Source organism: Pseudomonas sp. ASL8 (assembly GCF_056680355.1).
The window spans coordinates 2,468,960-2,495,216 of record NZ_CM155278.1 but is presented as its reverse complement, the minus strand read 5'-3'; the positions used below and the strand labels follow the sequence as shown (position 1 = coordinate 2,495,216).

At 58.2% G+C, this 26,257-nt stretch carries 30 protein-coding genes; 13 read left to right on the top strand and 17 right to left on the bottom strand.

Annotated features, from left to right (window positions below; translation table 11 throughout):
- Positions 1-7 precede the first annotated feature (7 nt).
- Positions 8-643, bottom strand: a complete 636-nt coding sequence (locus AC1MEA_RS11410; protein WP_219062279.1) for an alpha/beta hydrolase — start codon at positions 641-643, stop codon at positions 8-10.
- Between the two features lie 139 nt (positions 644-782).
- Between AC1MEA_RS11410 and AC1MEA_RS11405 the strand changes: the two genes are divergently transcribed.
- Positions 783-1,217 carry a Z-ring associated ZapG family protein gene (locus tag AC1MEA_RS11405; protein ID WP_219062280.1) on the top strand — a complete coding sequence of 145 codons (435 nt, stop codon included), beginning with the start codon at positions 783-785 and terminating at the stop codon, positions 1,215-1,217.
- A 163-nt stretch (positions 1,218-1,380) separates the two neighbouring features.
- Here the strand turns inward: AC1MEA_RS11405 and cysN are convergent, their stop codons facing one another.
- The 3 genes from cysN to AC1MEA_RS11390 all read right to left on the bottom strand — a co-directional run bounded on the left by cysN (position 1,381) and on the right by AC1MEA_RS11390 (position 5,102).
- Positions 1,381-3,276 (bottom strand): sulfate adenylyltransferase subunit CysN, encoded by a 1,896-nt coding sequence (gene cysN, locus AC1MEA_RS11400; RefSeq protein WP_480917850.1) that lies wholly within the window; start codon positions 3,274-3,276, stop codon positions 1,381-1,383.
- 14 nt (positions 3,277-3,290) lie between these two features.
- Entirely contained in the window at positions 3,291-4,208 is a 918-nt protein-coding gene (gene cysD / locus AC1MEA_RS11395) for a sulfate adenylyltransferase subunit CysD (RefSeq protein WP_219062283.1), read from the bottom strand.
- A 135-nt stretch (positions 4,209-4,343) separates the two neighbouring features.
- Complete coding sequence (locus AC1MEA_RS11390) at positions 4,344-5,102, bottom strand: Nif3-like dinuclear metal center hexameric protein (RefSeq protein ID WP_219062284.1); 759 nt, start codon at positions 5,100-5,102, stop codon at positions 4,344-4,346.
- A gap of 114 nt (positions 5,103-5,216) precedes the next feature.
- Between AC1MEA_RS11390 and algW the strand changes: the two genes are divergently transcribed.
- Entirely contained in the window at positions 5,217-6,374 is a 1,158-nt protein-coding gene (gene algW / locus AC1MEA_RS11385; RefSeq protein WP_449635041.1) for a Do family serine endopeptidase AlgW, read from the top strand.
- 70 nt (positions 6,375-6,444) lie between these two features.
- On the opposite strand, the gene hisC is transcribed toward algW, so the two are convergent.
- From hisC to AC1MEA_RS11335, 10 genes are all read right to left on the bottom strand, one after another.
- A complete protein-coding gene (gene hisC / locus AC1MEA_RS11380) occupies positions 6,445-7,497 on the bottom strand; it encodes a histidinol-phosphate transaminase (RefSeq protein WP_480917847.1) in 1,053 nt (350 codons plus the stop codon).
- Between the two features lies 1 nt (position 7,498).
- Positions 7,499-8,842 carry a histidinol dehydrogenase gene (hisD, locus tag AC1MEA_RS11375; protein ID WP_480917845.1) on the bottom strand — a complete coding sequence of 448 codons (1,344 nt, stop codon included), beginning with the start codon at positions 8,840-8,842 and terminating at the stop codon, positions 7,499-7,501.
- Positions 8,843-8,983: 141 nt separating this feature from the next.
- Positions 8,984-9,619 (bottom strand): ATP phosphoribosyltransferase, encoded by a 636-nt coding sequence (hisG, locus tag AC1MEA_RS11370; protein WP_322181866.1) that lies wholly within the window; start codon positions 9,617-9,619, stop codon positions 8,984-8,986.
- Positions 9,620-9,726: 107 nt separating this feature from the next.
- A complete protein-coding gene (gene murA, locus AC1MEA_RS11365) occupies positions 9,727-10,992 on the bottom strand; it encodes a UDP-N-acetylglucosamine 1-carboxyvinyltransferase (protein ID WP_219062289.1) in 1,266 nt (421 codons plus the stop codon).
- Between the two features lie 22 nt (positions 10,993-11,014).
- Positions 11,015-11,254 carry a BolA family protein gene (locus AC1MEA_RS11360; RefSeq protein WP_219062290.1) on the bottom strand — a complete coding sequence of 80 codons (240 nt, stop codon included), beginning with the start codon at positions 11,252-11,254 and terminating at the stop codon, positions 11,015-11,017.
- A 103-nt stretch (positions 11,255-11,357) separates the two neighbouring features.
- Entirely contained in the window at positions 11,358-11,672 is a 315-nt protein-coding gene (locus AC1MEA_RS11355; RefSeq protein ID WP_480917842.1) for an STAS domain-containing protein, read from the bottom strand.
- On the bottom strand, positions 11,665-12,321 hold the full coding sequence (locus tag AC1MEA_RS11350; RefSeq protein WP_219062292.1) for an MlaC/ttg2D family ABC transporter substrate-binding protein: 657 nt from the start codon (positions 12,319-12,321) through the stop codon (positions 11,665-11,667). Before AC1MEA_RS11350 ends, AC1MEA_RS11355 begins: the two co-directional genes overlap by 8 nt.
- Positions 12,322-12,332: 11 nt before the next feature.
- Positions 12,333-12,800, bottom strand: a complete 468-nt coding sequence (gene mlaD, locus AC1MEA_RS11345) for an outer membrane lipid asymmetry maintenance protein MlaD (protein WP_449635043.1) — start codon at positions 12,798-12,800, stop codon at positions 12,333-12,335.
- Positions 12,800-13,597: a lipid asymmetry maintenance ABC transporter permease subunit MlaE gene (gene mlaE / locus AC1MEA_RS11340; RefSeq protein WP_449635044.1), complete on the bottom strand. Its 798-nt coding sequence runs from the start codon at positions 13,595-13,597 to the stop codon at positions 12,800-12,802. The genes mlaD and mlaE overlap by 1 nt, the downstream gene beginning before the upstream one ends.
- Positions 13,597-14,406 (bottom strand): ATP-binding cassette domain-containing protein, encoded by an 810-nt coding sequence (locus AC1MEA_RS11335; protein ID WP_449635045.1) that lies wholly within the window; start codon positions 14,404-14,406, stop codon positions 13,597-13,599. The genes mlaE and AC1MEA_RS11335 overlap by 1 nt, the downstream gene beginning before the upstream one ends.
- Before the next feature lie 317 nt (positions 14,407-14,723).
- Here AC1MEA_RS11335 and AC1MEA_RS11330 point away from each other — a divergent pair, with 317 nt between their 5' ends.
- From AC1MEA_RS11330 to AC1MEA_RS11285, 10 genes are all read left to right on the top strand, one after another.
- Positions 14,724-15,698 (top strand): KpsF/GutQ family sugar-phosphate isomerase, encoded by a 975-nt coding sequence (locus AC1MEA_RS11330; protein WP_449635046.1) that lies wholly within the window; start codon positions 14,724-14,726, stop codon positions 15,696-15,698.
- Positions 15,698-16,234, top strand: coding sequence for a 3-deoxy-manno-octulosonate-8-phosphatase KdsC (gene kdsC, locus AC1MEA_RS11325; protein WP_219062297.1), 537 nt, complete (start codon positions 15,698-15,700; stop codon positions 16,232-16,234). The genes AC1MEA_RS11330 and kdsC overlap by 1 nt, the downstream gene beginning before the upstream one ends.
- A gap of 9 nt (positions 16,235-16,243) precedes the next feature.
- Positions 16,244-16,816, top strand: coding sequence for an LPS export ABC transporter periplasmic protein LptC (lptC, locus tag AC1MEA_RS11320; RefSeq protein WP_219062298.1), 573 nt, complete (start codon positions 16,244-16,246; stop codon positions 16,814-16,816).
- The gene (lptA, locus tag AC1MEA_RS11315) at positions 16,803-17,345 is read left to right on the top strand and encodes a lipopolysaccharide transport periplasmic protein LptA (RefSeq protein ID WP_219062299.1); all 543 of its coding nucleotides are present in this window, start codon (positions 16,803-16,805) and stop codon (positions 17,343-17,345) included. Before lptC ends, lptA begins: the two co-directional genes overlap by 14 nt.
- A complete protein-coding gene (gene lptB, locus AC1MEA_RS11310) occupies positions 17,345-18,070 on the top strand; it encodes an LPS export ABC transporter ATP-binding protein (protein WP_219062300.1) in 726 nt (241 codons plus the stop codon). The genes lptA and lptB overlap by 1 nt, the downstream gene beginning before the upstream one ends.
- A 186-nt stretch (positions 18,071-18,256) precedes the next feature.
- On the top strand, positions 18,257-19,753 hold the full coding sequence (locus AC1MEA_RS11305) for an RNA polymerase factor sigma-54 (RefSeq protein ID WP_449635049.1): 1,497 nt from the start codon (positions 18,257-18,259) through the stop codon (positions 19,751-19,753).
- A gap of 80 nt (positions 19,754-19,833) precedes the next feature.
- Positions 19,834-20,142: a ribosome hibernation-promoting factor, HPF/YfiA family gene (gene hpf, locus AC1MEA_RS11300; protein ID WP_065832888.1), complete on the top strand. Its 309-nt coding sequence runs from the start codon at positions 19,834-19,836 to the stop codon at positions 20,140-20,142.
- 12 nt (positions 20,143-20,154) lie between these two features.
- The gene (gene ptsN, locus AC1MEA_RS11295; protein WP_219062302.1) at positions 20,155-20,616 is read left to right on the top strand and encodes a PTS IIA-like nitrogen regulatory protein PtsN; all 462 of its coding nucleotides are present in this window, start codon (positions 20,155-20,157) and stop codon (positions 20,614-20,616) included.
- Positions 20,617-20,618: 2 nt separating this feature from the next.
- On the top strand, positions 20,619-21,476 hold the full coding sequence (gene rapZ, locus AC1MEA_RS11290; RefSeq protein WP_480918129.1) for an RNase adapter RapZ: 858 nt from the start codon (positions 20,619-20,621) through the stop codon (positions 21,474-21,476).
- A gap of 16 nt (positions 21,477-21,492) precedes the next feature.
- Positions 21,493-21,765 carry an HPr family phosphocarrier protein gene (locus AC1MEA_RS11285; RefSeq protein ID WP_449635050.1) on the top strand — a complete coding sequence of 91 codons (273 nt, stop codon included), beginning with the start codon at positions 21,493-21,495 and terminating at the stop codon, positions 21,763-21,765.
- Positions 21,766-21,919: 154 nt separating this feature from the next.
- Here AC1MEA_RS11285 and pmbA read toward each other — a convergent pair whose 3' ends face one another.
- A complete protein-coding gene (pmbA, locus tag AC1MEA_RS11280; RefSeq protein ID WP_449635051.1) occupies positions 21,920-23,266 on the bottom strand; it encodes a metalloprotease PmbA in 1,347 nt (448 codons plus the stop codon).
- 107 nt (positions 23,267-23,373) lie between these two features.
- On the opposite strand from pmbA, the gene yjgA reads away from it, so the two are divergent.
- Positions 23,374-23,895: a ribosome biogenesis factor YjgA gene (gene yjgA / locus AC1MEA_RS11275; RefSeq protein ID WP_480917836.1), complete on the top strand. Its 522-nt coding sequence runs from the start codon at positions 23,374-23,376 to the stop codon at positions 23,893-23,895.
- Positions 23,896-23,945: 50 nt separating this feature from the next.
- On the opposite strand, the gene tldD is transcribed toward yjgA, so the two are convergent.
- Together tldD and AC1MEA_RS11265 are read right to left on the bottom strand one after the other, a co-directional pair.
- The gene (gene tldD, locus AC1MEA_RS11270; protein WP_449635052.1) at positions 23,946-25,385 is read right to left on the bottom strand and encodes a metalloprotease TldD; all 1,440 of its coding nucleotides are present in this window, start codon (positions 25,383-25,385) and stop codon (positions 23,946-23,948) included.
- Positions 25,386-25,387: 2 nt separating this feature from the next.
- Positions 25,388-26,239 carry a carbon-nitrogen hydrolase family protein gene (locus AC1MEA_RS11265; protein WP_449635053.1) on the bottom strand — a complete coding sequence of 284 codons (852 nt, stop codon included), beginning with the start codon at positions 26,237-26,239 and terminating at the stop codon, positions 25,388-25,390.
- Positions 26,240-26,257: the final 18 nt, after the last annotated feature.

Here is a 26,257-nt window from a genome sequence, read left to right as displayed (position 1 = left end):
GCTGCAATCAATTCGAAAGGCGCGGCAGGACCAGCTCTTTGAGTTCGGTCAGCTTGCCATGAAAAAAGTGCCCACATTCTGCCACTTTCAGTAGCTCATGGGGGCGTTCAAGGGCGTCGGACCACGCGTAAACCGCTTGCGGGTCGACCACCTCGTCAGCTTCGGGCTGAATCAGGGTCAGCGGGCAGTTCTGCGGCAGTACATGCTCATTACCCAGACGCGCCACCGCCGCCGCCACCATGAACAGATGACTCAACTGCTCACCCTTGGCTTCCAGGCGTCCGCCCAGGCTCGCCGCGACAAAGCCGCCGAAGGAAAACCCGAACAGCGTGATCGGCAGATCGGGATGCTGCTCGCGCAACCATTGTGCTGCGGCTTCGGCGTCGTCGATTTCGCCAGAGCCCATATCGTGTGCGCCAGCGCTGGCGCCAACCCCGCGATAATTGAAGCGCAAGGTGATCAAACCGGCGTCGCGAGCAGTGCGCTGCAACGTCGACACGACTTTATTGAGCATGGTTCCACCCTGCACCGGGTTAGGATGGCAGATCAGCGCCATGCCGCGGGCGTCCTCAAGATCGAGGTAAAGGGCTTCAAGCTGGCCTACCGGGCCATCAATCAATACAGGGGTTTCGCGGATGAGCAAGAATGAACTCCGTGACCTCGAAATGGGTCGACTCGTCTAGCTGATAGTCTGTGACTTGCATACCCGTGAGCGTGCCACGGTATACAGCGCAGGTTCGAGCCGTTAACGTAAAGCAAAGCCGTTTATAGAGGAAGGACTCGTGGAACTCTCGCTCTTAGTTTGGTTGTTGCCGACGCTTGCCCTGGTTGTCGGCGTCGTCGTTGGTTTCCTGGTCGCACGTCTGCTACCCGGCGCCGCCCCTAACAGCACGCAGCGTCAGCTGGATGATGTTCAGGAGCGCTTCAACAGTTATCAGAACGAGGTGGTTACCCACTTCAACAGCACGGCAACCCTGGTGAACAAGCTTTCGCAGAATTTCCAGGAAGTACAGGACCATCTCTCCGATGGTGCCAACCGCCTGGCGCTGGATGAAGTGACACGTCAACGTTTGCTGGCCAGCCTGCACGCCGATGCAGCACAAGCGCCTCGCGACCGCCTGACCCCACCCCGCACCACAGAAGCGCCGAAGGATTACGCGCCCAAAACACCGAATGCCCCCGGCATGCTCGATGAGCATTACGGTTTGAAAAAATGATTTGAGTTCCAAAAACAAAAAACCGCCGCTCTGACCGAGCGGCGGTTTTTTTATTTGGGCGGGACGCGTAGTTGCAAACAAGCCCACAGGGTTTTATGTGCAGCAAACCTGTAGAAGCGCTTGCCCGCGATGGCGGTGTGTCAGACACACCGCCTCATACCCATCAGATCGCGCCGCGGCTGCGTAGCAGCTCCAGGACTTGCTTGACGCTGTCGTCGAGTGACAGCGATTGAGTGTCGATCACCAGATCGGCATTCAACGGCACGTCATACGCGAAGGATTCACCCGGAATGTTGTCGCCATTGGCGGCATACAGACCCTGCGGATCACGCTCGCGGCAGACCGCTGGCGAAGCCTGGACGTAAACGGTGATCAGACGATCATCGCCAATCAGCGATTTAGCCTGTTCGCGACCTTCGGCGTCCGGCGCAACGAATGCCGCCAGTGTCAGCAGGCCCGCTTCGTTGAACTGACGCGCCACGTGCGCGGCACGTCGCCAGTTTTCGGTACGCCCGGCACGGTCCTGCGGTAGACCCTTGTTCAGGTCGTGGCGCAGGTTCTGGCCGTCAAGCACGTAGACCGCACGGCCCATGTCGAACAGCTTGCGTTCAACGGCATAGGCCAGGGTGCTTTTGCCAGCGCCGGACAAGCCGCTGAACAATACCGTGGCAGGCTGTTGACCGAAACGACGCGCACGTTCTTCAGTGGCAACGTGAGCCTTGTGGTCGTGGTGGCTACCACCAACAACGACTGGGCGGGCGATGATCATGCCCGCAGCAACGGTGCCGTTGGTCAACCGATCGATGACGATGAAAGAACCCGTGGTGCGGTTGCTGTCATAACCATCCAGCGCAATCGCGCTGTCGAGGCTGATCTTGACCCGACCGATTTCGTTCAGTTGCAACGCGCTGGCCGGACCTTCGGCCAACGTGTTGACGTCGACCCTGTAGGCGATGCTGGCAACAGAGCCCTGCACGTAGCTGGTGGCACGCTTGATGTCGTACTTCTTGCCCGGCAGCATCGGCTCTTCAGCCATCCACACCATCATCGCATCGAAGCTGTCAGTGATCTGCGGAATGCTGTCGGCATGCACCAGCAAGTCGCCACGGGAGATGTCGACTTCGTCTTCCATGGTCAGGGTCACGGCCTGGCCTGGACCGGCGTGTTCCAACTCGCCATCAAAGGTGACGATGGATTTGACCCGGCTGGTCTTGCCGGACGGCAACACGATGATTTCATCGCCTTTGTGCACGATGCCGCTGGCCAGGGTACCGGCGAAACCACGGAAGTTCAGGTTCGGACGGTTAACGTACTGCACCGGGAAACGCAGGTCGGTGAAGTTGCGATCAGCCGCAAACTCTACGGTCTCGAGAATCTCCATCAACGTCTGGCCGGTGTACCACGGCGAACGCTCGCTGTGATTGACCACGTTGTCGCCTTTCAGCGCGGACATCGGGACGAAATGCATGGTGGTCGGCTTGAGCGCGATGCCATCGGCAAACTTCAGGTAATCGGCCTTGATCGACTCGAAAACACCTTCATCGAAGTTCTTCAGGTCCATCTTGTTGATGGCGACGACGATATGTTTGATGCCCAACAGCGAAGCGATGAAGCTGTGGCGGCGGGTCTGGGTCTGCACGCCGTAACGGGCGTCCACCAGAATGATCGCCAGGTCACAGGTCGACGCACCGGTGGCCATGTTGCGGGTGTACTGCTCATGGCCCGGGGTATCGGCAATGATGAATTTGCGTTTGGCGGTGGAGAAATAGCGATACGCGACATCGATGGTGATGCCCTGCTCACGCTCGGCCTGCAGGCCGTCTACCAGCAACGCCAGGTCGATATCGTCGCCGGTGGTGCCGACTTTTTTCGAGTCGCGGGTAATGGCTTCCAGGTGATCTTCGTAGATCATCTTGGAGTCATGCAGCAGGCGGCCGATCAGCGTGCTTTTGCCGTCGTCGACGTTACCGCAGGTGAGAAAGCGCAGCAGTTCTTTACGTTCGTGCTGGCCCAGATAGGCGAGGATGTCCTCGCTGATCAATTCTGATTGATGCGACATGTGAGACACCCTGTTTAGAAATAGCCCTGACGTTTCTTGTCTTCCATGGAACCGGCGCCATCGTGATCGATGACTCGGCCCTGGCGTTCGGACGTTCGCGTCAGGAGCATTTCCTGAATGATGTCCGTGAGGCTGGTCGCCTCGGACTCAACCGCGCCCGTTAACGGGTAGTCGCCAAGTGTACGGAAACGCACTTTCTTCTTGACGATACGCGCCTTGTCCTCATCGCTGAGGTGATTCAGGAGACGCTCGTCGTCGATCATGACCAGGGTGCCATTCATCTCGATCACATCACGCTCGGCCGCAAAATACAGCGGTACGATCGGGATGCCTTCGAGGTAGATGTACTGCCAGATATCCAACTCGGTCCAGTTCGACAGCGGGAATACCCGGATCGACTCGCCCTTGTTGACCTTGCCGTTGTACACGTTCCACAACTCGGGACGCTGGTTCTTCGGGTCCCAACGGTGCTTGCTGTCACGGAAGGAATACACGCGCTCTTTGGCGCGGGACTTCTCTTCATCGCGGCGAGCACCACCAAACGCGGCATCGAAGCCGTATTTGTCGAGGGCCTGCTTGAGGCCTTCGGTCTTCATGATATCGGTGTGTTTGGAGCTGCCGTGAGTCAGGGGGCTGATGCCCTGCGCCACGCCGTCCGGATTGACGTGCACGATCAGATCCAGGCCCAGTTCTTCGACCATGCGGTCGCGGAAGCTGTACATTTCCTTGAACTTCCACCGGGTATCGACATGCATCACCGGAAACGGCAATTTGCCCGGGAAGAACGCTTTACGCGCCAAGTGCAGCATTACGGCGGAATCTTTACCGACGGAGTACAGCATCACCGGGTTATCAAACTCGGCGGCGACCTCGCGGATGATGTGGATGCTTTCCGCCTCCAGCTGTTTCAGATGCGTCAGTTTGTCGACCATAGCTACTCACGAAAACGTACGGATGGACGGCCAGCGGGCCGTGTTCGAGCCGGGCACTCTAGCACAGCGCCTGCTTCTATTCAGGGGGCGAGCTAGATCGAAACGTTCTATGAATAGATCGCCTCGTTTGGGTCTTCAAATTGGATTGGGGCAATCGATGAACAGATGCTCCAGCGCAAAGCGTCGCGCCAGATAATCCCCCAGCGCTTGAACACCATAGCGCTCGGTGGCGTGGTGACCGGCGGCGATAAAACTGATGTCGTTTTCCCGCGCGCTATGGAACGTCTGCTCGGAGGCCTCGCCACTGAGGTACAGATCGACACCGGCCAGTACACCCTGATCGATATAACCCTGACCACCCCCGGTGCACCACCCGACCCGACGAATCATTTTGCTGCCTTCGATCAGCAGCGGCTCTCGACCCAGCGCGTCCTGCACGCGCCGGGCGAAGTCACGGGGCGTCACCGGCTCGGCCAACGAACCGACCAGCCCGACGATGCGCGGATTGTCCGGGTCCAGCGGCCCTTCGACGGTGATGTCCAGCTGACGAGCCAGTTGCACGTTATTCCCGACTTCTGGGTGCAGGTCCAGCGGCAAGTGGTAAGCCAACAGACTAATGTCATGCTTGAGCAATGTTTTCAGGCGACGCTGCTTGATGCCGGTGATGCAAGGATTCTCGCCCTTCCAGAAGTAGCCGTGATGCACCAGGATCAAATCCGCCTGAGCCTCGACCGCGGCATCGAGCAAGGCCTGGCTGGCAGTGACACCGCTGACGATCCTCATCACTTGCGGGCGGCCCTCGATTTGTAATCCGTTGGGGCAATAATCCTGGATCCGCGAGCTATTCAGATAGCGGTCCGCTTCCTCGACCAGGGTGCTCAGGGCAACAGCCATAAAAGACTCCTAAATATGCAGTTCAGCGCTGCTCGGTACTCGTATAATGCCCGCCATTATGGCGCAGCTCAGGCAAAAAGCTGCTGCGCTTGGCAATCATCAGGACTTTGCTCAATGCTCAAGGCACTGCGTTTCTTCGGCTGGCCGTTGCTGGCCGGCGTGCTCATCGCTCTGCTGGTTATTCAGCGCTACCCGCAATGGGTGGGGCTGCCCAGCCAAGACGTGAACCTGCAACAGGCGCCGCAGTCGTCTACGGTGCAGAAGGGCCCGGTGTCCTATGCCGATGCGGTCAGCATCGCCGCACCTGCCGTGGCCAACCTGTACACGACCAAAGTGGTCAACAAATCAAATCACCCGCTGTTCGAAGACCCGCAGTTCAGACGCTTTTTCGGCGACAACCTGCCCAAACAGCGGCGCATGGAGTCGAGCCTCGGTTCAGCCGTGATCATGAGCCCGGAAGGCTACCTGCTGACCAACAACCACGTGACCGCGGGCGCTGATCAGATCGTCGTGGCACTCAAGGATGGCCGTGAAACATTGGCCCGGGTAATTGGCAGCGACCCTGAGACCGATCTGGCGGTCCTGAAAATCGACCTGAAAAATCTGCCCGCGATCACCATCGCCCTCTCGGACAACATCCGTATCGGCGACGTCGCGCTGGCCATCGGCAACCCGTTCGGGGTTGGCCAGACCGTGACCATGGGCATCATCAGTGCCACCGGGCGCAATCAACTGGGCCTCAATACGTACGAAGATTTCATTCAGACCGATGCGGCGATCAACCCCGGCAACTCCGGCGGTGCGCTGGTGGATGCCACCGGCAATCTGACCGGGATCAACACGGCGATTTTCTCCAAGTCCGGTGGCTCGCAAGGCATCGGCTTTGCGATCCCGACCAAACTGGCGCTGGAGGTGATGAAAGCAATCATTGAGCACGGCCAGGTGATTCGAGGCTGGCTAGGGATTGAAGTTCAGCCACTGACCCAGGATCTGGCCGAGTCTTTCGGCTTGAAAGACCGCCCAGGCATCGTGGTAGCCGGTATTTTCCAGGACGGTCCGGCGCAAAAAGCCGGCCTGCAACTGGGCGACGTGATTCTGAGCATCAACGGCGAACCTGCCGGCGATGGTCGGCGCTCGATGAATCAGGTAGCGCGCACCAAGCCCAGCGACAAAGTCGACATTGAGGTTATGCGCAACGGCAAGGATCTCAAGCTGACCGCTGAGGTCGGCTTGCGTCCGCCGCCGCTGACGAAGCCAGCAACAGAGGAATAACGCGGTACATCGGCCAAGCCGTGGGAACGAATGAGTTCGCGCCCACGGTTTTTCTGGCTAGCCTTATAAATCAGAGCTCGCCCAAGCCGTCCAGCAACGCCTGATTCTGCTCTGGCGTGCCAATGCTGATCCGCAGGAACTGCGCGATGCGTTCCTGTTTAAAGTGCCGAACGATAACGCCCTGCTCCCTCAACTTGGCCGCCAGCCCCGCGGCGTCATGCTGCGGGTGACGTGCAAAGATGAAGTTGGCCGCTGAAGGCAATACGTCGAAACCCTTGCCCTTCAACTGCTCGACCAACGCGTCACGGCTGTCGATAACTGCCTTGCAGGTGGCGTCGAAATACTCACGGTCTTCAAACGCAGCTGCCGCACCGACAATCGCCAGACGATCCAGTGGATAAGAGTTGAAGCTGTTCTTGACCCGCTCCAACGCATCGATCAGGTCCGGATGCCCCACCGCCAAACCTACCCGCAGCCCCGCCAGCGAACGCGACTTGGACAGGGTTTGCGTGACCAGCAGATTCGGGTAACGGTCCACCAGACTGATCGCGGTTTCGCCGCCAAAGTCGATGTATGCCTCGTCCACCACCACTACCGATTCGGTATTGGCCTTGAGCAACTGCTCAATGGCGTCCAGCGCCAGCAGGCAACCGGTTGGCGCATTCGGATTGGGGAAAATGACGCCGCTGTTAGGCTGCGCGTAATCCTCGAGACGAATCTGGAAGTGCTCGTCCAGCGGCACTGCGGTGAAATCAATCCCGTATAAACCGCAATACACCGGATAGAAGCTGTAGCTGATATCCGGAAAAAGCAGGGGTAGATCGTGCTTGAAAAACGCGTTGAAGGCGTGAGCAAGCACTTCATCGGAGCCATTGCCGAGAAACACTTGATTGCCCTGCACGCCGTAATATCTGGCAACCGCCTGCTTAAGCAGGTCGCTGTTCGGATCCGGGTACAGGCGCAGGTCGTCGGAGAGCTCGGCGCGCATCGCCGCCAATGCTTTTGGCGATGGCCCATACGGGTTTTCGTTGGTGTTGAGCTTGGTCAGCTTGGTCAGCTTCGGCTGCTCGCCCGGCACATAAGGCACCAGACCGCTGACGAAAGGACTCCAGAATTTGCTCATATTATTTCGCCTCATTGCCAGCTGCGGGCTCTTTATTGTCGACGATCCGGTATTCGGCGCTACGGGCATGGGCGGTCAGGGACTCACCACGCGCCAGCACCGAGGCCGTTTTGCCCAACTCGGAAGCACCTTGCTCCGAGCAATAAATGATCGACGAGCGCTTCTGGAAGTCATACACACCCAGCGGCGACGAGAAACGCGCGGTGCCGGAGGTCGGCAACACGTGGTTCGGACCGGCGCAATAATCGCCCAGCGCTTCGCTGGTGTGACGCCCCATGAAGATCGCGCCAGCATGGCGAATCTGCGGCAACCAGGCTTCAGGATCGGCCACCGACAACTCAAGGTGTTCCGGAGCAATACGGTTGGCCACTTCAATGGCTTGCTGCATGTCGGCCACTTTGATCAGGGCCCCACGGCTGGTGATCGAGGTCTTAATGATCTCGGCGCGCTCCATGGTCGGCATTAATCTGGCGATGCTCGCCGCCACTTTGTCGAGGAACTCGGCATCCGGGCTGACCAGAATCGCCTGAGCATCTTCGTCGTGCTCGGCTTGGGAGAACAGGTCCATGGCGATCCAGTCCGGATCTGTCAGGCCATCGCACACCACCAGAATTTCTGACGGACCGGCGATCATGTCGATACCCACTTGGCCAAAGACGTGACGCTTGGCGGTGGCAACATAGATGTTGCCAGGGCCAACGACTTTATCGACCTTGGGTACGCTTTCGGTGCCGTAGGCCAGCGCGGCCACTGCCTGAGCGCCGCCGATGGTGAACACGCGATCAACGCCCGCAATGCACGCCGCCGCGAGTACCAGCTCATTGATTTCGCCACGAGGCGTTGGCACGACCATGACCACTTCGGCCACGCCAGCCACTTTGGCCGGAATCGCATTCATCAATACCGATGACGGGTAAGACGCCTTGCCACCGGGCACGTACAGGCCGGCACGGTCCAAAGGCGTGACTTTCTGGCCCAGCACCGTGCCGTCGGCTTCGGTGTAGGTCCAGGAGTCCTGTTTTTGCTTTTCGTGATAGATGCGCACGCGCTCGGCAGCTTTTTCCAGCGCTTCGCGTTGCGCAGCAGTGATGCGGGTCAGGGCAAGTTCCAGGCGCTCGCGGGGCAGAATCAGCTCTGCCATGGAGGCGACTTCAAGCCCGTCGAAACGCTGAGTGAATTCCACCAATGCAGCATCGCCGCGCTCACGCACAGCCTTGATGATGTCGAGTACGCGTTCATTGACTGAGTCGTCAGACACACTTTCCCAGCTCAGCAGATGATCCAGATGGCGTGCAAAGTCTGAGTCAGCAGCATCAAGTCGGCGTATTGCAGTGGAAGCGGTCATAGCGAGGCCTCAATAATTGGCGATTTGCTCAGGTGCCGGGTGGGCGTGATCGCCCTAAGCTACCAAGCCATCCGCGCGGGCACCTGAGAAATTTGGCTATGACACGGATAGATGGGCGCGACTTAACGTCGCGCAGGTGGATCAGCCGCGGTGTCGCGACTCAACTGCTTTACGCAGCGTATCGATCAGCGCCTGAATGCGCGCATGTTGCATCTTCATCGAAGCCTTGTTCACCACCAGACGCGAACTGATAGTTGCAATCAGCTCCTGGGGCTCGAGGCCGTTGGCACGCAGCGTGTTGCCGGTGTCGACCACGTCGATGATTTTGTCGGCCAAACCGATCAGGGGAGCGAGTTCCATCGAGCCATAAAGCTTGATGATATCGACCTGACGGCCTTGCTCGGCGTAGTAACGCTTGGCAACGTTGACGAACTTGGTCGCCACACGCAGACGGCCCTTTGGCTCGATCGCGCCGATGGCACCGGCAGTCATCAGACGGCACTGGGCAATTTGCAGGTCCAGTGGCTCGTACAGGCCCTGACCGCCGTATTCCATCAGCACATCTTTACCGGCAACGCCCAGGTCGGCGGCGCCATGTTCGACATACGTTGGCACATCGGTGGCGCGCACGATCAGCAGGCGTACATCTGCCTGAGTCGTGGGGATAATCAGCTTGCGGCTTTTGTCCGGATTCTCGGTCGGCACAATGCCTGCTTCAGCGAGAAGCGGCAGGGTGTCGTCAAGAATGCGGCCCTTGGACAGTGCGATGGTTAACATGGGAAACGTAGGTCCTTAGCAATCGGGCACATCCGTGTGCCTCACGTGTCCTGTGCTGAACGAATTCAGGTCCAGGACATTAGTGCAGAACGATCAGTACGCAGGCCCTAGCCCGGAACGCGACGGATCTTGGCGCCGAGCATCTGCAGTTTTTCTTCGATGCATTCATAACCACGGTCAATGTGGTAAATGCGATCGATCAACGTGTCGCCCTGAGCAACCAGCGCCGCGATCACCAAACTGGCCGACGCACGCAGGTCGGTCGCCATGACGGGCGCGCCTTTGAGCAAATCAACACCGGTCACGACCGCGGTATTACCTTCAACCAGGATCTGTGCGCCCATGCGCTGCATCTCATAGACGTGCATGAAACGGTTTTCGAAGACCGTTTCAATCACGGCACCGGTGCCTTCGGCGATAGCATTCAGCGCAACGAACTGCGCCTGCATATCGGTCGGGAACGCCGGGTAGGGTGCGGTGCGCAGGTTCACGGCTTTAGGCCGCTTGCCGTGCATGTTCAGTTCGATCCAGTCAGCGCCAGTAGTGACTTCAGCGCCTGCTTCCTGGAGCTTGAGCAACACAGCTTCCAGAATGGTTGGATCGGTGTCCTTGAGCTTGACGCGACCGCCAGTGGCCGCCGCCGCTACCAGGTAAGTGCCGGTCTCGATGCGGTCGGGCATCACTTTATAGGTGGCACCGTGCAAACGCTTAACGCCATCGATGGTGATGGTGTCAGTGCCCGCGCCGGTGATGTTCGCACCCATGGCGATCAGGCAGTTAGCGAGGTCGACCACTTCCGGTTCACGGGCAGCGTTTTGCAACACGCTACGGCCGTTGGCCAGACTGGCTGCCATCATGATGTTTTCGGTACCGGTCACGCTGACGGTATCGAAGAAGAAGTTCGCGCCACGCAGGCCGCCTTCTGGCGCCTTCGCTTTGATGTAGCCGCCTTCAACGTCGATGGTCGCGCCCATGGCTTCAAGGCCACGGATGTGCAAATCGACCGGACGTGAACCGATGGCGCAACCGCCAGGCAACGCCACTTCTGCTTCGCCGAAACGGGCAACCATCGGACCCAGCACCAGGATCGAAGCACGCATGGTTTTCACCAATTCGTACGGGGCGATCAGGGTCTTGATGGTGCGTGCGTCGATTTCAACGCTGAGCTTTTCGTCGATCACAGGCTCGATGCCCATGCGCCCGAACAGCTCGATCATGGTGGTGATGTCGTGCAGGTGCGGCAGGTTGCACACCGTCACCGGCCCATCGGCCAGCAACGTTGCAGCAAGAATCGGCAGGGCAGAGTTCTTTGCCCCGGAAATGCGGATTTCGCCATCAAGACGAACGCCGCCAGTAATAATCAGTTTATCCATTAGAATCTCGACGCCAATTGGCTCAGGTGCGCTCGGCCCATGCAGCGCGGCTGAAAAATTTCATAGTGATCGCATGGATGCTGCCATCAGCGATCCAGGGGTTCAAATGGGCATAGATCTGCTGCTGACGCTTGACTGGGCTAAGGGTCGCCATCTCGTCACTGATCACATTCAGCTGAAAATTGCAGCCTTCACCTTCAACTTCTACCTGGATTTCCGGCAGCTTTCCTTCAAGGAAGCTTTTAACTTCTACGGCCTGCATGCTTAACCTCGATCGGCGCCCTACGCGCGCGGGTCGGCCATCATACAAAAAAGCCCCCTCGCTGCGAACCCCGGAATGACAGACTCGGACGGAAAGCTTTCTTTTATGACGGCTGATTCGGTTCCAGCAACTCAATCAAGCCGGACACTTGGGCGATTTGGCGCATATCGTCCGGCAGCGACTGAACGCTGACACTTTTTCCGGCTGCGTCGGCGTCGCGCATGAAAGCGAGCAGCAACGCCAGGCCGACACTGCTGGATTTCTCCACAGCGGAGCATTCCAGAATCAAGGTCGGCGCAGTGCAGGCCTTGATCAGGGCCTGGCCTTGCTTGCGCAAAGCCGGCCCGGTGCGGAAGTCGAGCACGCCACTCAGGTACAACTCACCTGCCGCGCCAAGACGAACACCTGACTCACTCATTGACAGGTTTCTCGGCCGCTTGATCGATGGTGCCCTTGGCCTTGGCAACTTCGCCCGCCCAACCGTTGATGGTTTTATCAAGGTCATTGCCATTGTGTTGCATGGCGTCAGCAAACTGATCACGGAACAGCTTGCCAATGTTGATGCCGTTGATAATGACGTTACGCACTTTCCACTCGCCGTTGATTTTCTCGAGCGTGTAGGACACAGGGTACAGGGTGCCGTTGGTGCCCTTGACCTGCATATCGACGCTGGTCCGGGTGTCGTTTTCATCTTTGGCGGCGGCGACTGTAATGCCCTGGTTGTTGTACTCAAGCAGTGCGTTGCCATAGAACTGCATCAGGCTCCGCTTGAAATTATCCTGAAAGCGCAGCATTTGCTCAGGTGTCGCTTTGCGAGAGTACTTGACCGTCATGATGCTTTTCGAGATGCCCTCGGCATCCACTACCGGGCCGACAATGCGGTTCAAGGCATCGTAAAAAGCGCTCGGATTGGTTTTGTATTGCTCTTTATGCGCGGCCAGATCGCTCAACAATTCCTTGGTCGTGCGATCCACCAGATCATGGGCGGACGGCGCGGCCGCCGCATTCGCGACCAATGGAAGCGCAGCCAGCAACACAAGCAGGCCACGGCGCAAGATTGAGATCATAGAGAAGCTCCTCATTTGGCGTCTTTACTCACGGTATTGAGCAGGAATTTGCCGATTAGATCCTCCAGCACCAGCGATGACTGGGTATCGTGAATCGTGCTGCCGTCTTTGAGCAGCGCCTCTTCCCCGCCCACGCTGATACCGATGTATTTCTCGCCCAGCAAACCGGCGGTAAGGATGGAAGCCGTGGAGTCCGATGGCAGGTTATTCACCCGCTTTTCAACTTCCATTGTCACCCGACCGGTAAAGCTGTCGCGATCCAGATCGATTGCAGTGACCTTGCCGATTGTCACGCCCGCCATGGTCACCTTGGCTCTGACAGTCAAACCGGCAATATTGTCGAAGTAGGCATAGAGTTTATAGCTGTCGTTGGTCGCGCTTACGCTCAAACCACTGACCCGCAAGGCCAGCAACAGCAAAGCCAAGATCCCGGCCAGCAGGAATAGGCCGACACCGGTTTCCAGGGTGCGGTTTTGCATCAAAAGTCTCCAAACATCAGGGCAGTCAGAATAAAGTCCAGGCCTAAGATGGCCAACGAGGCATACACCACTGTTTTAGTGGTGGCACGACTGATCCCTTCCGAAGTGGGCTCGCAGTCGTAACCCTGAAACACGGCAATCCAGGTAACAACAAAAGCAAAGATTACGCTTTTAATAACGCCATTGAGCACATCATCCGTGAAAGACACGCTGTTTTGCATGTTTGACCAGAATGAGCCTTCGTAAACGCCCAGCCAGTCGATCGCAACCCACGAGCCGCACCAGATCCCGACCACACTGAAGATCATCGCCAACAGCGGCAGAGAGATGAATCCAGCCCACAGACGCGGCGCAACGATGTACTTGAGCGGATCGACGCCAATCATTTCCAGGCTGGACAATTGCTCAGTGGATTTCATGTTGCCGATTTCAGCGGTCAGCGCAGAACCCGCGCGCCCGGCGAACAGTAGAGCCGCAACCACAGGCCCCAACTCACGCAACAGGGTCAACGCAACCATCTGCCCGACGGCCTGCTCCGAGCCATATTTAGTCAGGATGTTGAAGCCCTGGAGTGCCAACACCATGCCGATGAAGCCCCCCGAAACCACAATAATCAGCAGGGACATGACGCCGATTGAATGCAGTTGCCTGACCAGCAGTTGAAAACTGCCGCCAATGCCGCCGCGGCCGAACAACACATGAACCAGAAATATGCCGGAGCGCCCCAGCACCGCAATGCTATCGATCGCAGCGTGCCCGAACAGACGAATCCGCTCCAGTAGTGACTTTCTGCGCATCAGCGCTTCCCCAAAAGTTCTTCGCGATAATCCGGTGCCGGATAGTGAAACGGCACAGGGCCGTCAGGGTCACCGGTCATGAATTGATGAATACGAGGGTTGTCCGAGTTCATCAACTCCTCGGGGGTCCCCTGCCCCAATACCTGGCCATCGCCGACTACATAGAGGTAGTCAGCGATACTCGCTGTTTCGGCAAGATCGTGGGACACCACAATGCTGGTGATCCCCAACGCATCGTTGAGCAACCGAATCAAGCGCACCAGCACCCCCATGGCAATCGGGTCCTGGCCCACGAAGGGTTCGTCGTACATAAGGATTTGCGGGTCAAGGGCAATCGCCCGAGCCAGTGCCACACGACGCTTCATGCCGCCTGACAACTCGTCGGGCATCAGCTCGATGGCGCCGCGCAGTCCGACCGCCTGCAATTTGAGCAGGACGATGTCGCGGATCATTTCTTCCGGCAACTCGGTGTGCACACGAAGCGGAAAGGCCACGTTCTCGAACACATCGAGGTCCGTGAACAAGGCGCCACTCTGAAACAGCACGCCCATTTGCTTGCGTGCGTCGAACAGGTCGCTGCGCGACAATTCCGGCAGATTCTGGCCGTTGACCCAGACCTCGCCTTTGCTGGGACGCAACTGCGCGCCCATCAAACGCAGCAAGGTCGTCTTGCCACAGCCGGAAGGTCCCATGATGCCGGTGACCTTGCCCCGCGGAATACGAATATCAACATTATTGAAAATGCTGCGCGTCCCGCGCATGAAGGTGACACCCTTCAGCTCGACCGCGTAGGCGTTATCGGCACTCATCTAAACTCCTTGCGATGCAGCCTCACACTCTGACGCCAGGTCCGTGCCGCAAGACACGCGCTGTGGCTGTCCGGGGGGCAGAACCGGCGGCGAACTATACCACCGCCCGCGCGTGCGGCCCACGGTAGAAGCCTCTTTCGTTAAGGTGTGGGACAGATAATTCGAACAATTGCGAAACGTCCTACAAAGGACACAATCAGTCCATGTGTACCTGACCTGATTTTTGGGCGTACGACAAAGTCGGACGATCAAGCGTGAGGGATTGAGCCATTACCGCTATAATCGCCGCCTTTTCATCAGGCTGACCGATTTTTGACATGAGCCAATCCAGCGACCTGATTCAAACAGCACAACGCACCATCCGCCTCGAAATAGAAGCCGTAGAAGGCTTGCTGGCCCATATCGACGCGGATTTCGTGCGCGCTTGCGAGATGATTCTGGCCGGCACAGGCCGTGTTGTAGTGGTCGGCATGGGCAAATCCGGGCACATCGGCAACAAGATTGCCGCCACCCTGGCAAGCACGGGCACCACCGCCTTCTTCGTCCACCCGGCTGAAGCAAGCCACGGTGACATGGGCATGATCACCCGCGACGACATCATTCTGGCGATCTCCAACTCGGGTTCGACCGCCGAAATCGTCACCTTGCTGCCGCTGATCAAACGCTTGGGCATCAAGATGATCAGCCTGACCGGCAACCCTGATTCGCCGCTGGCCAAGGCCGCAGAAATCAATCTCAACGTCTACGTCACGCAAGAGGCCTGCCCGCTGAACCTGGCCCCGACGTCCTCGACCACCGCCGCACTGGTGATGGGTGACGCACTGGCGGTCGCCCTGCTCGAAGCGCGCGGCTTTACAGCAGAAGACTTTGCCTTCTCCCATCCAGGCGGCGCGCTTGGCAGACGTTTGCTGCTCAAAGTCGAACACGTCATGCATACCGGTGAAGACTTGCCGAAGGTTCAGCGCGGCACGCTGCTGCGTGATGCGCTGATGGAAATGACCCACAAGGGCTTGGGCATGACCGCCGTTGTGGAGGCCGATGGCCGCCTCGCCGGGATATTTACCGACGGCGATTTGCGCAGAACCCTGGACCGCAGCATCGATATTCGCAAAGCGACCATAGACGAAGTGATGACACTCCATGGCAAGACCGCTCGCCCCGAGATGCTTGCAGCCGAGGCGTTGAAAATCATGGAGGACCACAAAATTGGAGCCTTGATCGTGGTCGACAAGAACGACCACCCTATTGGCGCCTTCAACCTGCAAGACCTGCTGCGCGCGGGGGTTATGTAATGAGCGAAGTGACGATGCAGGACCTGCTGCAACGCGGCAAGAACATCAAACTGGCCATTTTCGACGTCGATGGCGTGCTAACGGACGGCCGCCTGTACTTTCTCGAAGACGGCAGTGAGTTCAAAACGTTTAATACGCTCGACGGTCAAGGCATCAAAATGCTGATCGCCTCGGGCGTGCACACCGCTATCATCAGCGGGCGCCGCACACCGGTGGTCGAGCGCCGCGCGCAGAATCTGGGCATCCAGCACCTGTATCAAGGCCGCGAAGATAAACTGGTCGTTCTTGACGAACTACTTGCCCAACTCAATCTAAGCTATGAACAAGTCGCTTACCTGGGCGACGACCTGCCAGACCTGCCCGTCATTCGGCGCGTCGGCCTTGGCATGGCGGTCGCCAATGCGGCCAGCTTTGTCCGGCAACACGCCCACGGGATTACTCAGGCTCGCGGCGGCGAAGGCGCGGCTCGCGAGTTTTGCGAGTTGATCCTTAGTGCTCAAGGCAGCCTTGAAGCGGCCCACGCCGCCTACTTATAGAAGTCATTTATGCTGAGTAAAAAGATTCGCCGGTTTTTGATTCTGGGTGTGCTTGCGCTGATGCTGGCGGCGGCAGGCTACTGGAACATCAGCCCTGAAACCTTTCTGGAGCAGCGGGCTGCACCTGTTGACGCGGCCACCATCGATTTTTATGCGATGAATGCTCACAGCGTGCAGTTCCTCCCGGACGGCAAGCTTCAATACGACATGACCGCCGACAAGGTCGAGCATGTGCAGATTTCCGACATCACCCTGCTGACCAATCCGGACCTGCAACTGTATCGCGGCGCCCTCTTCCCTTGGCATGTCCAGAGCAAGAAGGGAGAAGTCTCGCCCGGCGGCACGGAGGTCGAGCTCATCGATTCGGTACGTATCGCACGCACTGACGAAAAAAACCGGACAACGATTATTACCAGCAGTCGAATGACTGTATTCCCACAGAAGCAATATGCGCAGACCGAGCAAGCCGTTAGAATCGATGGTTTCGGCGGTGTATCCACTGGCACGGGTATGAAAGCGTATTTGAACGACGGCAGGATGCACCTGCTGTCCAACGTAAGAGGACAGTATGAGGCTCGTTAAAACCCTCCCTTTTTTGCTCGGTTTGGGCGCAGCACTGGGAAGCGTGAGCGCCTGGGCTCTGCCGACGGACCGCGATCAGCCTATTCATATTCAGTCTGACGATGCGCAACTCGATGACAAGCAGGGCATTGCCACCTACAAAGGCAATGTCATCATCACCCAAGGCTCGATGAAGATCACCGGCAACACCGTGACCATCACCCGGACACCAACCGGTGAAGTCGACGTATTCACCGCCGTCGGCAATCTTGCTTACTACGAACAGAAACCTGCCGTCGACAAGCCTATCGTTCAAGCGTACGGCGTGACCATCCAGTACTTCGCCGCCCTCGACCGGATCATCCTGATCGACAAGGCCAAGGTCATCAACGACGGCAATACGTCCGAAGGCGAGAAAATCGTCTATGACACGGTGAAACAGATCGTCAATGCCGGCCGCGCCAACGGCGCCAAGGTGACGGCACCACGTCCGCGAATCGACATGGTCATCCAGCCGAAAAACAAACCTGCACCGCAGAAGGCTCCGTAATGGCGACGCTTAAAGCCCAGCATCTGGCTAAAAGCTATAAGGGTCGTCAGGTTGTGCGTGATGTCAGCCTGTCGATCGAGAGCGGGCAGATCGTGGGACTGCTGGGCCCTAACGGCGCGGGCAAAACCACCTGTTTCTACATGATCGTAGGGTTGGTCCAGGCCGATCAGGGCCGCGTCTTGATCGACGATCAAGACGTCAGCCATCAACCCATGCACGGTCGCGCACGCGCCGGGATCGGCTACCTGCCGCAGGAAGCCTCGATTTTCCGCAAGCTGTCGGTTGCCGATAACATCATGGCGATCCTCGAGACCCGCAAGGAACTCGACCGCACGGCACGTCGCAAGGAGCTGGAAAGCCTGCTGCAGGAGTTCCACATCAGCCACATACGCGACAACCTGGGCATGAGCCTGTCCGGTGGTGAACGCCGCCGTGTGGAAATCGCTCGCGCCTTGGCGACTTCGCCAAAATTCATCCTGCTTGATGAACCGTTTGCCGGTGTCGACCCCATTTCCGTCGGCGACATCAAGCAAATTATTTATCACTTGAAAGCCAAGGGCATCGGCGTACTGATCACCGATCACAACGTACGTGACACCCTGGATATTTGTGAAACAGCTTACATCGTCAACGACGGGCAACTGATCGCTGAGGGTGATTCAGAAACCATTCTGGCTAACCAACTGGTTAAAGAGGTTTACCTCGGCCATGAATTCCGCCTGTAAGTTCTGCGGTGTTTCGCTCTTCATCGGCGACGGACGCTAGGGTGCAGTGCTAACAAGAACATTAATTGTCATCACACCCTAGGCAAACACTTAGGTTTCAGGCATATAATTTGCTTAAGCTGGCGCTTCGGCGCCCTGTAGTGGATGGCGCATGTGCGCCGGCGAATAAGGTGTTAAGCCCCTGCCATGAAACCATCGCTAGTCCTGAGAATGGGCCAGCAGCTGACGATGACACCGCAGCTGCAACAGGCCATCCGCCTCCTCCAATTGTCGACCCTGGACCTTCAACAGGAAATCCAGGAAGCGTTGGAGTCGAACCCTATGCTGGAACGCCAGGAAGAAGGCGACGACTTCGACAATGCCGATCCGCTGGCCGACAACATAGAGAAACCCAATCCTGACGTGCAGGAACCCACCTACCAGGAGCCCGCCCCGACGGTGGACAACCTGGAAGAAGGCGACTGGAACGACCGCATCCCCAGCGAGCTGCCCGTTGATACCGCTTGGGATGACGTGTATCAGACCAGTGCCAGCAGCCTGCCCAGCAGCAACAACGATGATGACGAATGGGACTTCACCACTCGCACATCGGCCGGCGAGAGCCTGCAAAGCCATCTGCTGTGGCAATTGAATCTGGCACCCATGTCCGATACTGATCGATTGATCGCTGTCACGCTGATCGACTGCATCAACAATCAGGGCTACCTGGACGAGTCGCTTGAGGAAATCCTCGATGCCTTTGATCCGGAAATGGATGTCGAACTGGATGAAATCGAAGCGGTACTGCACCGTATCCAGCAATTCGAACCCGCAGGTATCGGCGCTCGCAACCTGAGCGAATGCCTGTCGCTGCAATTGCGTCAGCTCCCCGCGAAAACGCGCTGGCTGGCCGAAGCACAACGCTTGGTCGGAGACTTCATCGACCTGCTTGGCAGCCGCGACTACGCTCAGCTGATGCGGCGCATGAAGCTCAAGGAAGACGAGCTGCGCCAGGTCATTGAACTGGTGCAAAGCCTTAACCCGCGCCCCGGCTCGCAAATCGAGTCCAGTGAGGCCGAATACGTCGTGCCCGACGTGATCGTGCGCAAAGACAATGAACGCTGGCTGGTAGAGCTCAATCAAGAGTCCGTGCCCCGCCTGCGGGTCAACCCGCAATACGCAGGGTTTGTCCGCAGGGCCGACACCAGCGCTGACAACACCTTCATGCGCAATCAGTTGCAGGAGGCCCGCTGGTTCATCAAGAGCCTGCAGAGCCGCAACGAAACGCTGATGAAAGTGGCCACACAGATCGTCGAGCACCAGCGCGGCTTCCTTGAGTATGGCGACGAAGCCATGAAACCCTTGGTTCTGCATGACATCGCCGAAGCGGTAGGCATGCACGAATCGACGATTTCACGGGTAACCACGCAAAAATTCATGCATACCCCGCGCGGTATTTACGAACTGAAATATTTCTTTTCCAGTCACGTAAGCACCTCGGAGGGCGGAGAGTGTTCGTCCACAGCCATCCGCGCGATCATCAAAAAACTGGTTGCCGCGGAAAATCAGAAAAAGCCGTTGAGTGACAGCAAGATCGCTGGTTTACTGGAGGCACAAGGCATTCAGGTAGCCCGACGCACTGTCGCTAAATACCGCGAATCACTTGGGATAGCACCGTCAAGCGAACGCAAGCGATTGATGTAAGGGTGGCCGTACGCCGTAGCGTTCCAGTGGTAGGCATTCAGGCCTGCCTCTTTATGTACTGGCAACGAAGGAGACGCTGTATGCAAGTCAACATCAGTGGACACCAATTGGAAGTGACCAAGCCCCTGCGCGAATACATCGAGCTCAAACTCAAGAAGCTCGAAGGGCACTTTGACAAGATTACCAATGTGCAGGTCACGATGGCGGTCGAGAAACTGAAACAGAAAATCGAAGCCACGCTGCACATCCACGGTGGAGAGGTGGTCGCTAACGCAGAACATGACGACATGTATGCGGCAATCGACCTACTCACTGACAAGCTGGACCGACAATTGCTCAAGCATAAGGAAAAGCAGCAGAACATCCTAAAGGGTGCGACAGCTCGCTAACACCCACAACCCATGATCCGACTTGAAAATATCCTGACTGCCGGCCGTTCACTTGTGAACGTGCCGAGCAGCAGTAAAAAAAATGTTCTTGAGCAAATTGCCAAGCTGATCGGCCGTGAAACGGAGCTCGATTCGGATTTGGTACTCACGAGTCTTATCGCCCGCGAAAAACTCGGCTCGACCGGCTTCGGTAATGGCATCGCTATTCCGCATTGCCGGCTGACGGGCTGTCCGATGCCCATCAGCGCCCTTTTACACCTCGACACCCCCGTAGACTTTGACGCCATCGACGGCAGGCCTGTGGACCTGCTTTTTGTGCTTCTGGTCCCGGAAGCTGCCACCGATGAACACCTGGAGCTGCTGCGCCAGATCGCCAGCATGCTCGACCGCGCCGATGTGCGCGACCGCCTACGCAGTGCCCAAAGCGATGAAGCGCTTTATCAGGTGGTACTGGACGTGCAGAACGGCCACTGATGATGCGCATGATCATCGTCAGCGGCCGATCCGGCTCCGGCAAGAGCACCGCGCTGGATGTACTGGAAGACAACGGTTTCTATTGCATCGACAACCTGCCTGCGGGCCTGCTCCCGGAGCTGGCCGAACGTGCCCTGATTCATACTGAGCTGGCTCAGCCGCTGGTCGCAGTCTCCATCGACGCGCGCAACCTGCCGAGCCATCTGTCGCGCTTTCCCGAATTGCTGGAAGAGGTCCGCAGCCGCCACATCCAGTGCGATGTGCTGTACCTCGACGCCGATGAAGAAACCCTGCTCAAACGTTTCTCTGAAACCCGTCGTCGCCACCCCCTGAGCAGCGCCAACCGCTCGCTTGCCGAAGCGATACGTGACGAGAGCAACTTGCTTGGGCCGATCATCGATCTGGCCGACCTGAAAATCAACACCACGCACCTGAACCTCTATCAGCTCCGTGACATGCTTAAACTGCGCCTGCTGAACAAGCCGGAGCCGGGCACTGCGTTTCTGGTTGAATCGTTTGGTTTCAAGCGTGGCATGCCAGTAGATGCTGACCTGGTATTCGATGTGCGCTGCCTGCCCAACCCCTACTGGAAGCCGGAGCTGCGCGAACTGTCCGGGCTCGACCAGCCCGTGGCCGATTATTTGGCGGCACAGCCGGATGTCGAAGAAATGTTCCAGGACATCTACACCTACTTGAACAAATGGTTGCCGCGCTTTGCGGCCAGCAACCGCGCCTACGTGACTATTGCCATTGGCTGCACCGGCGGACACCACCGATCCGTCTACCTGACCGAGCGCCTGGGTCAGGTCTTGCAACAATCTCTCAAGAACGTTCAGGTCCGCCACCGCGACCTCAGCTGAAAGGACCTTCATCGCGATGCCCGTTCGTCAAATCACCATCATCAACAAGCTTGGCTTGCACGCGCGCGCCGCCGCTAAATTCGTCGGCGTCGCCGGAAGATTCCCCTGCCAGATCAGAGTAGGTCGCGCGCCCGACAGCATGGTCGACGGCAAAAGCATCATGGCCGTAATGATGCTGGCTGCAGGCAAAGGCACCGACATCCACCTGCACACAGAAGGTGAAGACGAGCAGGCAGCACTCGAAGGCTTGATCGAGTTGATCAACAACCGGTTTGATGAAGGCGAGTGACCGTATCAGTAAGCGATGAACCAAAGTGACTTATTCGCAGACAAGTCAGCGCCCACCTCGACCGAGTTTGCTGTGTGACAGTGCAACGTATTGAGGCCGCTCGTACATCAAGGCGTTTCATGCGGGGAGCATGAAGCGCCTTTTTTAATGCAGATCAGCTACCCGCAACCGTCATGCGTTCGATCAGCACAGAGCCTGTGCGGATATTGCTGCGCAGTTCGAGATCGCTGCCGACCGCGACGATCTGTTTGAACATGTCACGCAGGTTGCCGGCAATGGTGACTTCCTGAACCGGGAACTGGATTTCGCCGTTCTCGACCCAAAAGCCTGCCGCGCCACGAGAGTAGTCGCCGGTGACCATATTCAAACCACTGCCCATCAACTCAGTGACCAGCAAGCCGCGGCCCATGCGACGCAGCAGCGCTGTCTGATCTTCCACACCGTGGGTGACGAACAGGTTATGCACGCCGCCTGAGTTAGCGGTGCTCGGCAGACCCAGCTTGCGGCCTGAGTAAGTGCCCAGAACGTAGGACACTAAATCGCCGTTCTCCACGAAGGGCTTGGCATAGGTTGCCAGGCCGTCACCGTCGAACGCCGAGCTGCCCATGGCACGCATCAGGTGCGGCCGTTCGTCGAGGGTCAGCCATTCAGGGAACAGGCGCTGCCCCATCGCTCCTTCCAGAAAGGATGATTTACGGTACAGATTGCCACCGGAAATGGCGGACAGAAGATGACCGAACAAACTGCCCGCCAATTCCGCAGCGAACAACACCGGAACTTCACACGTCGGTACAGGACGCGCACCCAAGCGGCTGGCCGCGCGCTGTGCCGCACGACGACCAATGCTTTGCGCGTCCGCCAACAACTCGCCCTGGCGACTCACGTCGTACCAGTAGTCGCGCTGCATCTGCCCTTCGCCCTCGGCGATCATCACGCAGCTCAAGCTGTGGCGCGTCGAGGCAGAGCCGCCAACAAAACCGTGGCTGTTGCCATACACGCGACACCCTTGATGGGTGTTGAGCGTGGTGCCGTCGGCATTCTTGATCCGGCTGTCGGCATCGAACGCCGCCGCTTCACAGATCAAGGCACGCTCAATGGCTTGTTCCGGGGTGATATCCCACGCGTGGAACAGATCGAAGTCTGGCTGTTCTTTAGCCATCAGCGCAGCGTCGGCGAGGCCGGAGCATTCATCTTCGGAGGTGTGTTTGGCAATCGCCAACGCAGCCGCTACGGTTTCGCGAATGGCGTCAGCGCCGCTGGCGGAGGTACTGGCCGAGCCTTTGCGCTGACCGACATACAGGGTGATACCAAAGCCCTGGTCGCGGTTGAACTCGACGGTTTCCACTTCACGCTGGCGAACCGTGGTCGACAAGCCCTGCTCCAGGGACACCGCCACTTCACAGGCGCTTGCGCCCTGACGCTTGGCTTCGGCGATGATTTGCTCAACCTGTTCTTGCAGTGCAGGCAAGGCTTGCGGGCCTACGCTTTGAGCTGTACTCATGACTTTCTCCATCAAATTCTGCTTTCGGCACAGGCCGAATACCGACCGGGCCGGACAAGTGGCCCCTGACTGGTTATCATGGCGGCGTTTATTAGCGGACTGCCCCCATGGTTGATTCTTACGACGACTCCCTCGATGAGGGTAAAAGCAAAACTCAGGTCAAACGCGAGCTTCATGCTCTGGTTGACCTTGGCGAGCGCCTGACAACACTCAAGCCTGACTTGCTGGCGAAACTGCCCTTGACCGACGCGTTGCGCCGGGCCTTGGCCGAAGCGCCCAAGCACACCGCAAACATTGCGCGTAAACGGCATATCCTGTTCATCGGCAAGCTGATGCGCGATCAAGACCTGGACGCCATTTTGGTGTTGCTTGATCAACTTGATGCCTCCACTCGCCAATACAACGAACGTTTTCACGGTCTGGAACGCTGGCGTGATCGCTTGATCACAGGCACCGACGACGTAGTCGAGAAGTTTGTCGGCGACTATCCGGAAGCGGATCGTCAGCAACTGCGTTCGCTTATACGCCAGGCCCAGCATGAACTTGCCCAAAGCAAGCCACCTGCTGCCAGCCGCAAACTGTTCAAGTACATCCGCGACCTGGACGACATGAAGCGCGGCCTGCGCTAGTGTTCAAGCACCGAATGAGTCGCACCCTGCGATTCATTCGGTGCAGTCTTTCAGGAACCCGTACCGCCTACCGTGATCGCATCGATCTTCAAGGTCGGCTGACCGACGCCTACTGGCACTGACTGACCGTCTTTGCCGCAAGTGCCCACGCCGCTGTCCAGCGCTAGGTCGTTACCGACCATCGACACCCGACTCATGGCTTCAGGCCCGTTACCGATCAAGGTCGCCCCTTTGACCGGCGCAGTGATTTTGCCGTCTTCGATCAAATAGGCCTCACTGGTCGAAAACACGAATTTGCCGCTGGTGATATCCACCTGACCGCCGCCAAGGTTGGCGCAGTAGATGCCCCTCTTCACCGACGCGATGATTTCCTCAGGATCGCTTTGCCCAGCCAGCATGTAAGTGTTGGTCATGCGGGGCATCGGCAGGTGCGCATAGGACTCGCGACGACCGTTACCGGTACGCGCCACACCCATCAATCGAGCGTTGAGCTTGTCCTGCATGTAACCCTTGAGCACGCCGTTTTCGATCAGCGTGGTGCAGTGGGTCGGCGTGCCTTCATCGTCCACCGTCAACGAACCTCGACGACCGGCCAACGTGCCGTCATCGACAATCGTGCACAGCTTGGACGCCACCATTTCACCCATTCGCCCGCTATATGCCGAGCTGCCTTTGCGGTTGAAATCGCCTTCAAGGCCATGGCCGACCGCTTCGTGCAGCAGTACGCCGGACCAACCGGAACCAAGCACCACCGGCAACGTGCCGGCAGGTGCGGGGATCGCTTCAAGATTCACCAGCGCCTGACGTAACGCTTCACGGGCATAACCCATGGCACGGTCCTCCGTCAGGAAATACCGGTAATCGGTGCGCCCGCCACCGCCATGCCCGCCTCGTTCGCGTCGGCCATTCTGCTCGACGATGACGCTGACATTAAAACGTACCAGCGGACGCACATCCGCCGCCAGGCTGCCATCGGTGGACGCGATCAGAATCCGCTCCCACACCCCGGCCATGCTGACCGTGACCTGCTGAATACGTGCATCCAATGCTCGCGTGGCAACGTCGATGCGCTTGAGCAGCTCGACCTTTTCCGCGCGCGTCATCACGTCCAGCGGGTTGTCCGGCGCATACAACTGGGCCACATCCTGCGTGGTGAATGCTTGCACCCGGCCTTCCTGCCCGGCGCGGGAAATCGAACGGGCAGCGCGCGCGGCAAGGCTCAATGCCTCAGGGGTAATCGCATTGCTGTAGGCAAATCCGGTTTTCTCACCCGATTGCGCCCGTACACCGACGCCCTGATCGAGGTTGAAACTGCCTTCCTTGACGATGCCGTCTTCCAACGACCAGGACTCGGAAATCTGCCCTTGGAAATACAGGTCAGCCGCGTCGATCCCGGGGCCAGCCAGCTCGCCCAGCACCGACTGCAAGCTGTCGAGGCTCAGGCCGCCAGGCGCTAAAAGGTGTTCGCTGACAGAGGACAAGTCGCTCATATTCACTCCGAGGTGTGCGCAGGCCGCAATGCGTCCCGCGAAAAAAATCGCCGGTGATCAGACACCGGCATCCGCGCCCGTATGGACGCCTGTTCATCGCTATCACGTTCGGCCAGCAGCACCGCTTCGCCCTGGGCCTGCTCAGCCAGCACGCGCCCCCAAGGGTCGATGATCGCGGCATGCCCGTAGGTTTCCCTTGGGCCGGGGTGCATACCCCCTTGCGCCGCCGCCAGCACATAGCACTGGGTCTCTATCGCGCGCGCCCGAATCAGAATGTCCCAATGCGCGGCGCCGGTGACGGCAGTGAAGGCCGACGGTGCAGTGATCAATTGCGCGCCCGCTTCACGCAGCGCGCTATACAACTCAGGGAAACGCAGGTCGTAACACACGCTCAAACCCAGGCGCCCCACGGGTGTATCGGCAACCACCACGTTGTCACCGTGGGCGTAATCATCCGATTCCCGATAACGACCCCGGTTGTCGGCCACGTCCACATCGAACAAATGCAGTTTGTCATAGCGCGCCACTTGCTCGCCGTGCTCATCGATCAGCAACGAACACGCGGTGACTTTGCCCTGCGGCCGATCAGCCGGTGGTAGCGGTAACGTGCCAGCCACTATCCATAATTTGAGGTCGCGAGCGGCCAGTTTCAACCATGGCAGGATCGGACCCTGGCCTTGAGCCTCGGCGCGACCGATATCGGCAACGTCGCGACGGCCCATGGCGGCAAAGTTTTCCGGGAGCACCGCAAGGCGCGCGCCGGACTCGGCAGCCTGTTCAAGCAAGCGGCGAGCCTGAGCCAGATTGGCCAGGACATCGCTCTGGCTGACCATTTGAACTACAGCAAAAGACATGGCGCGCTCCGGACAAGA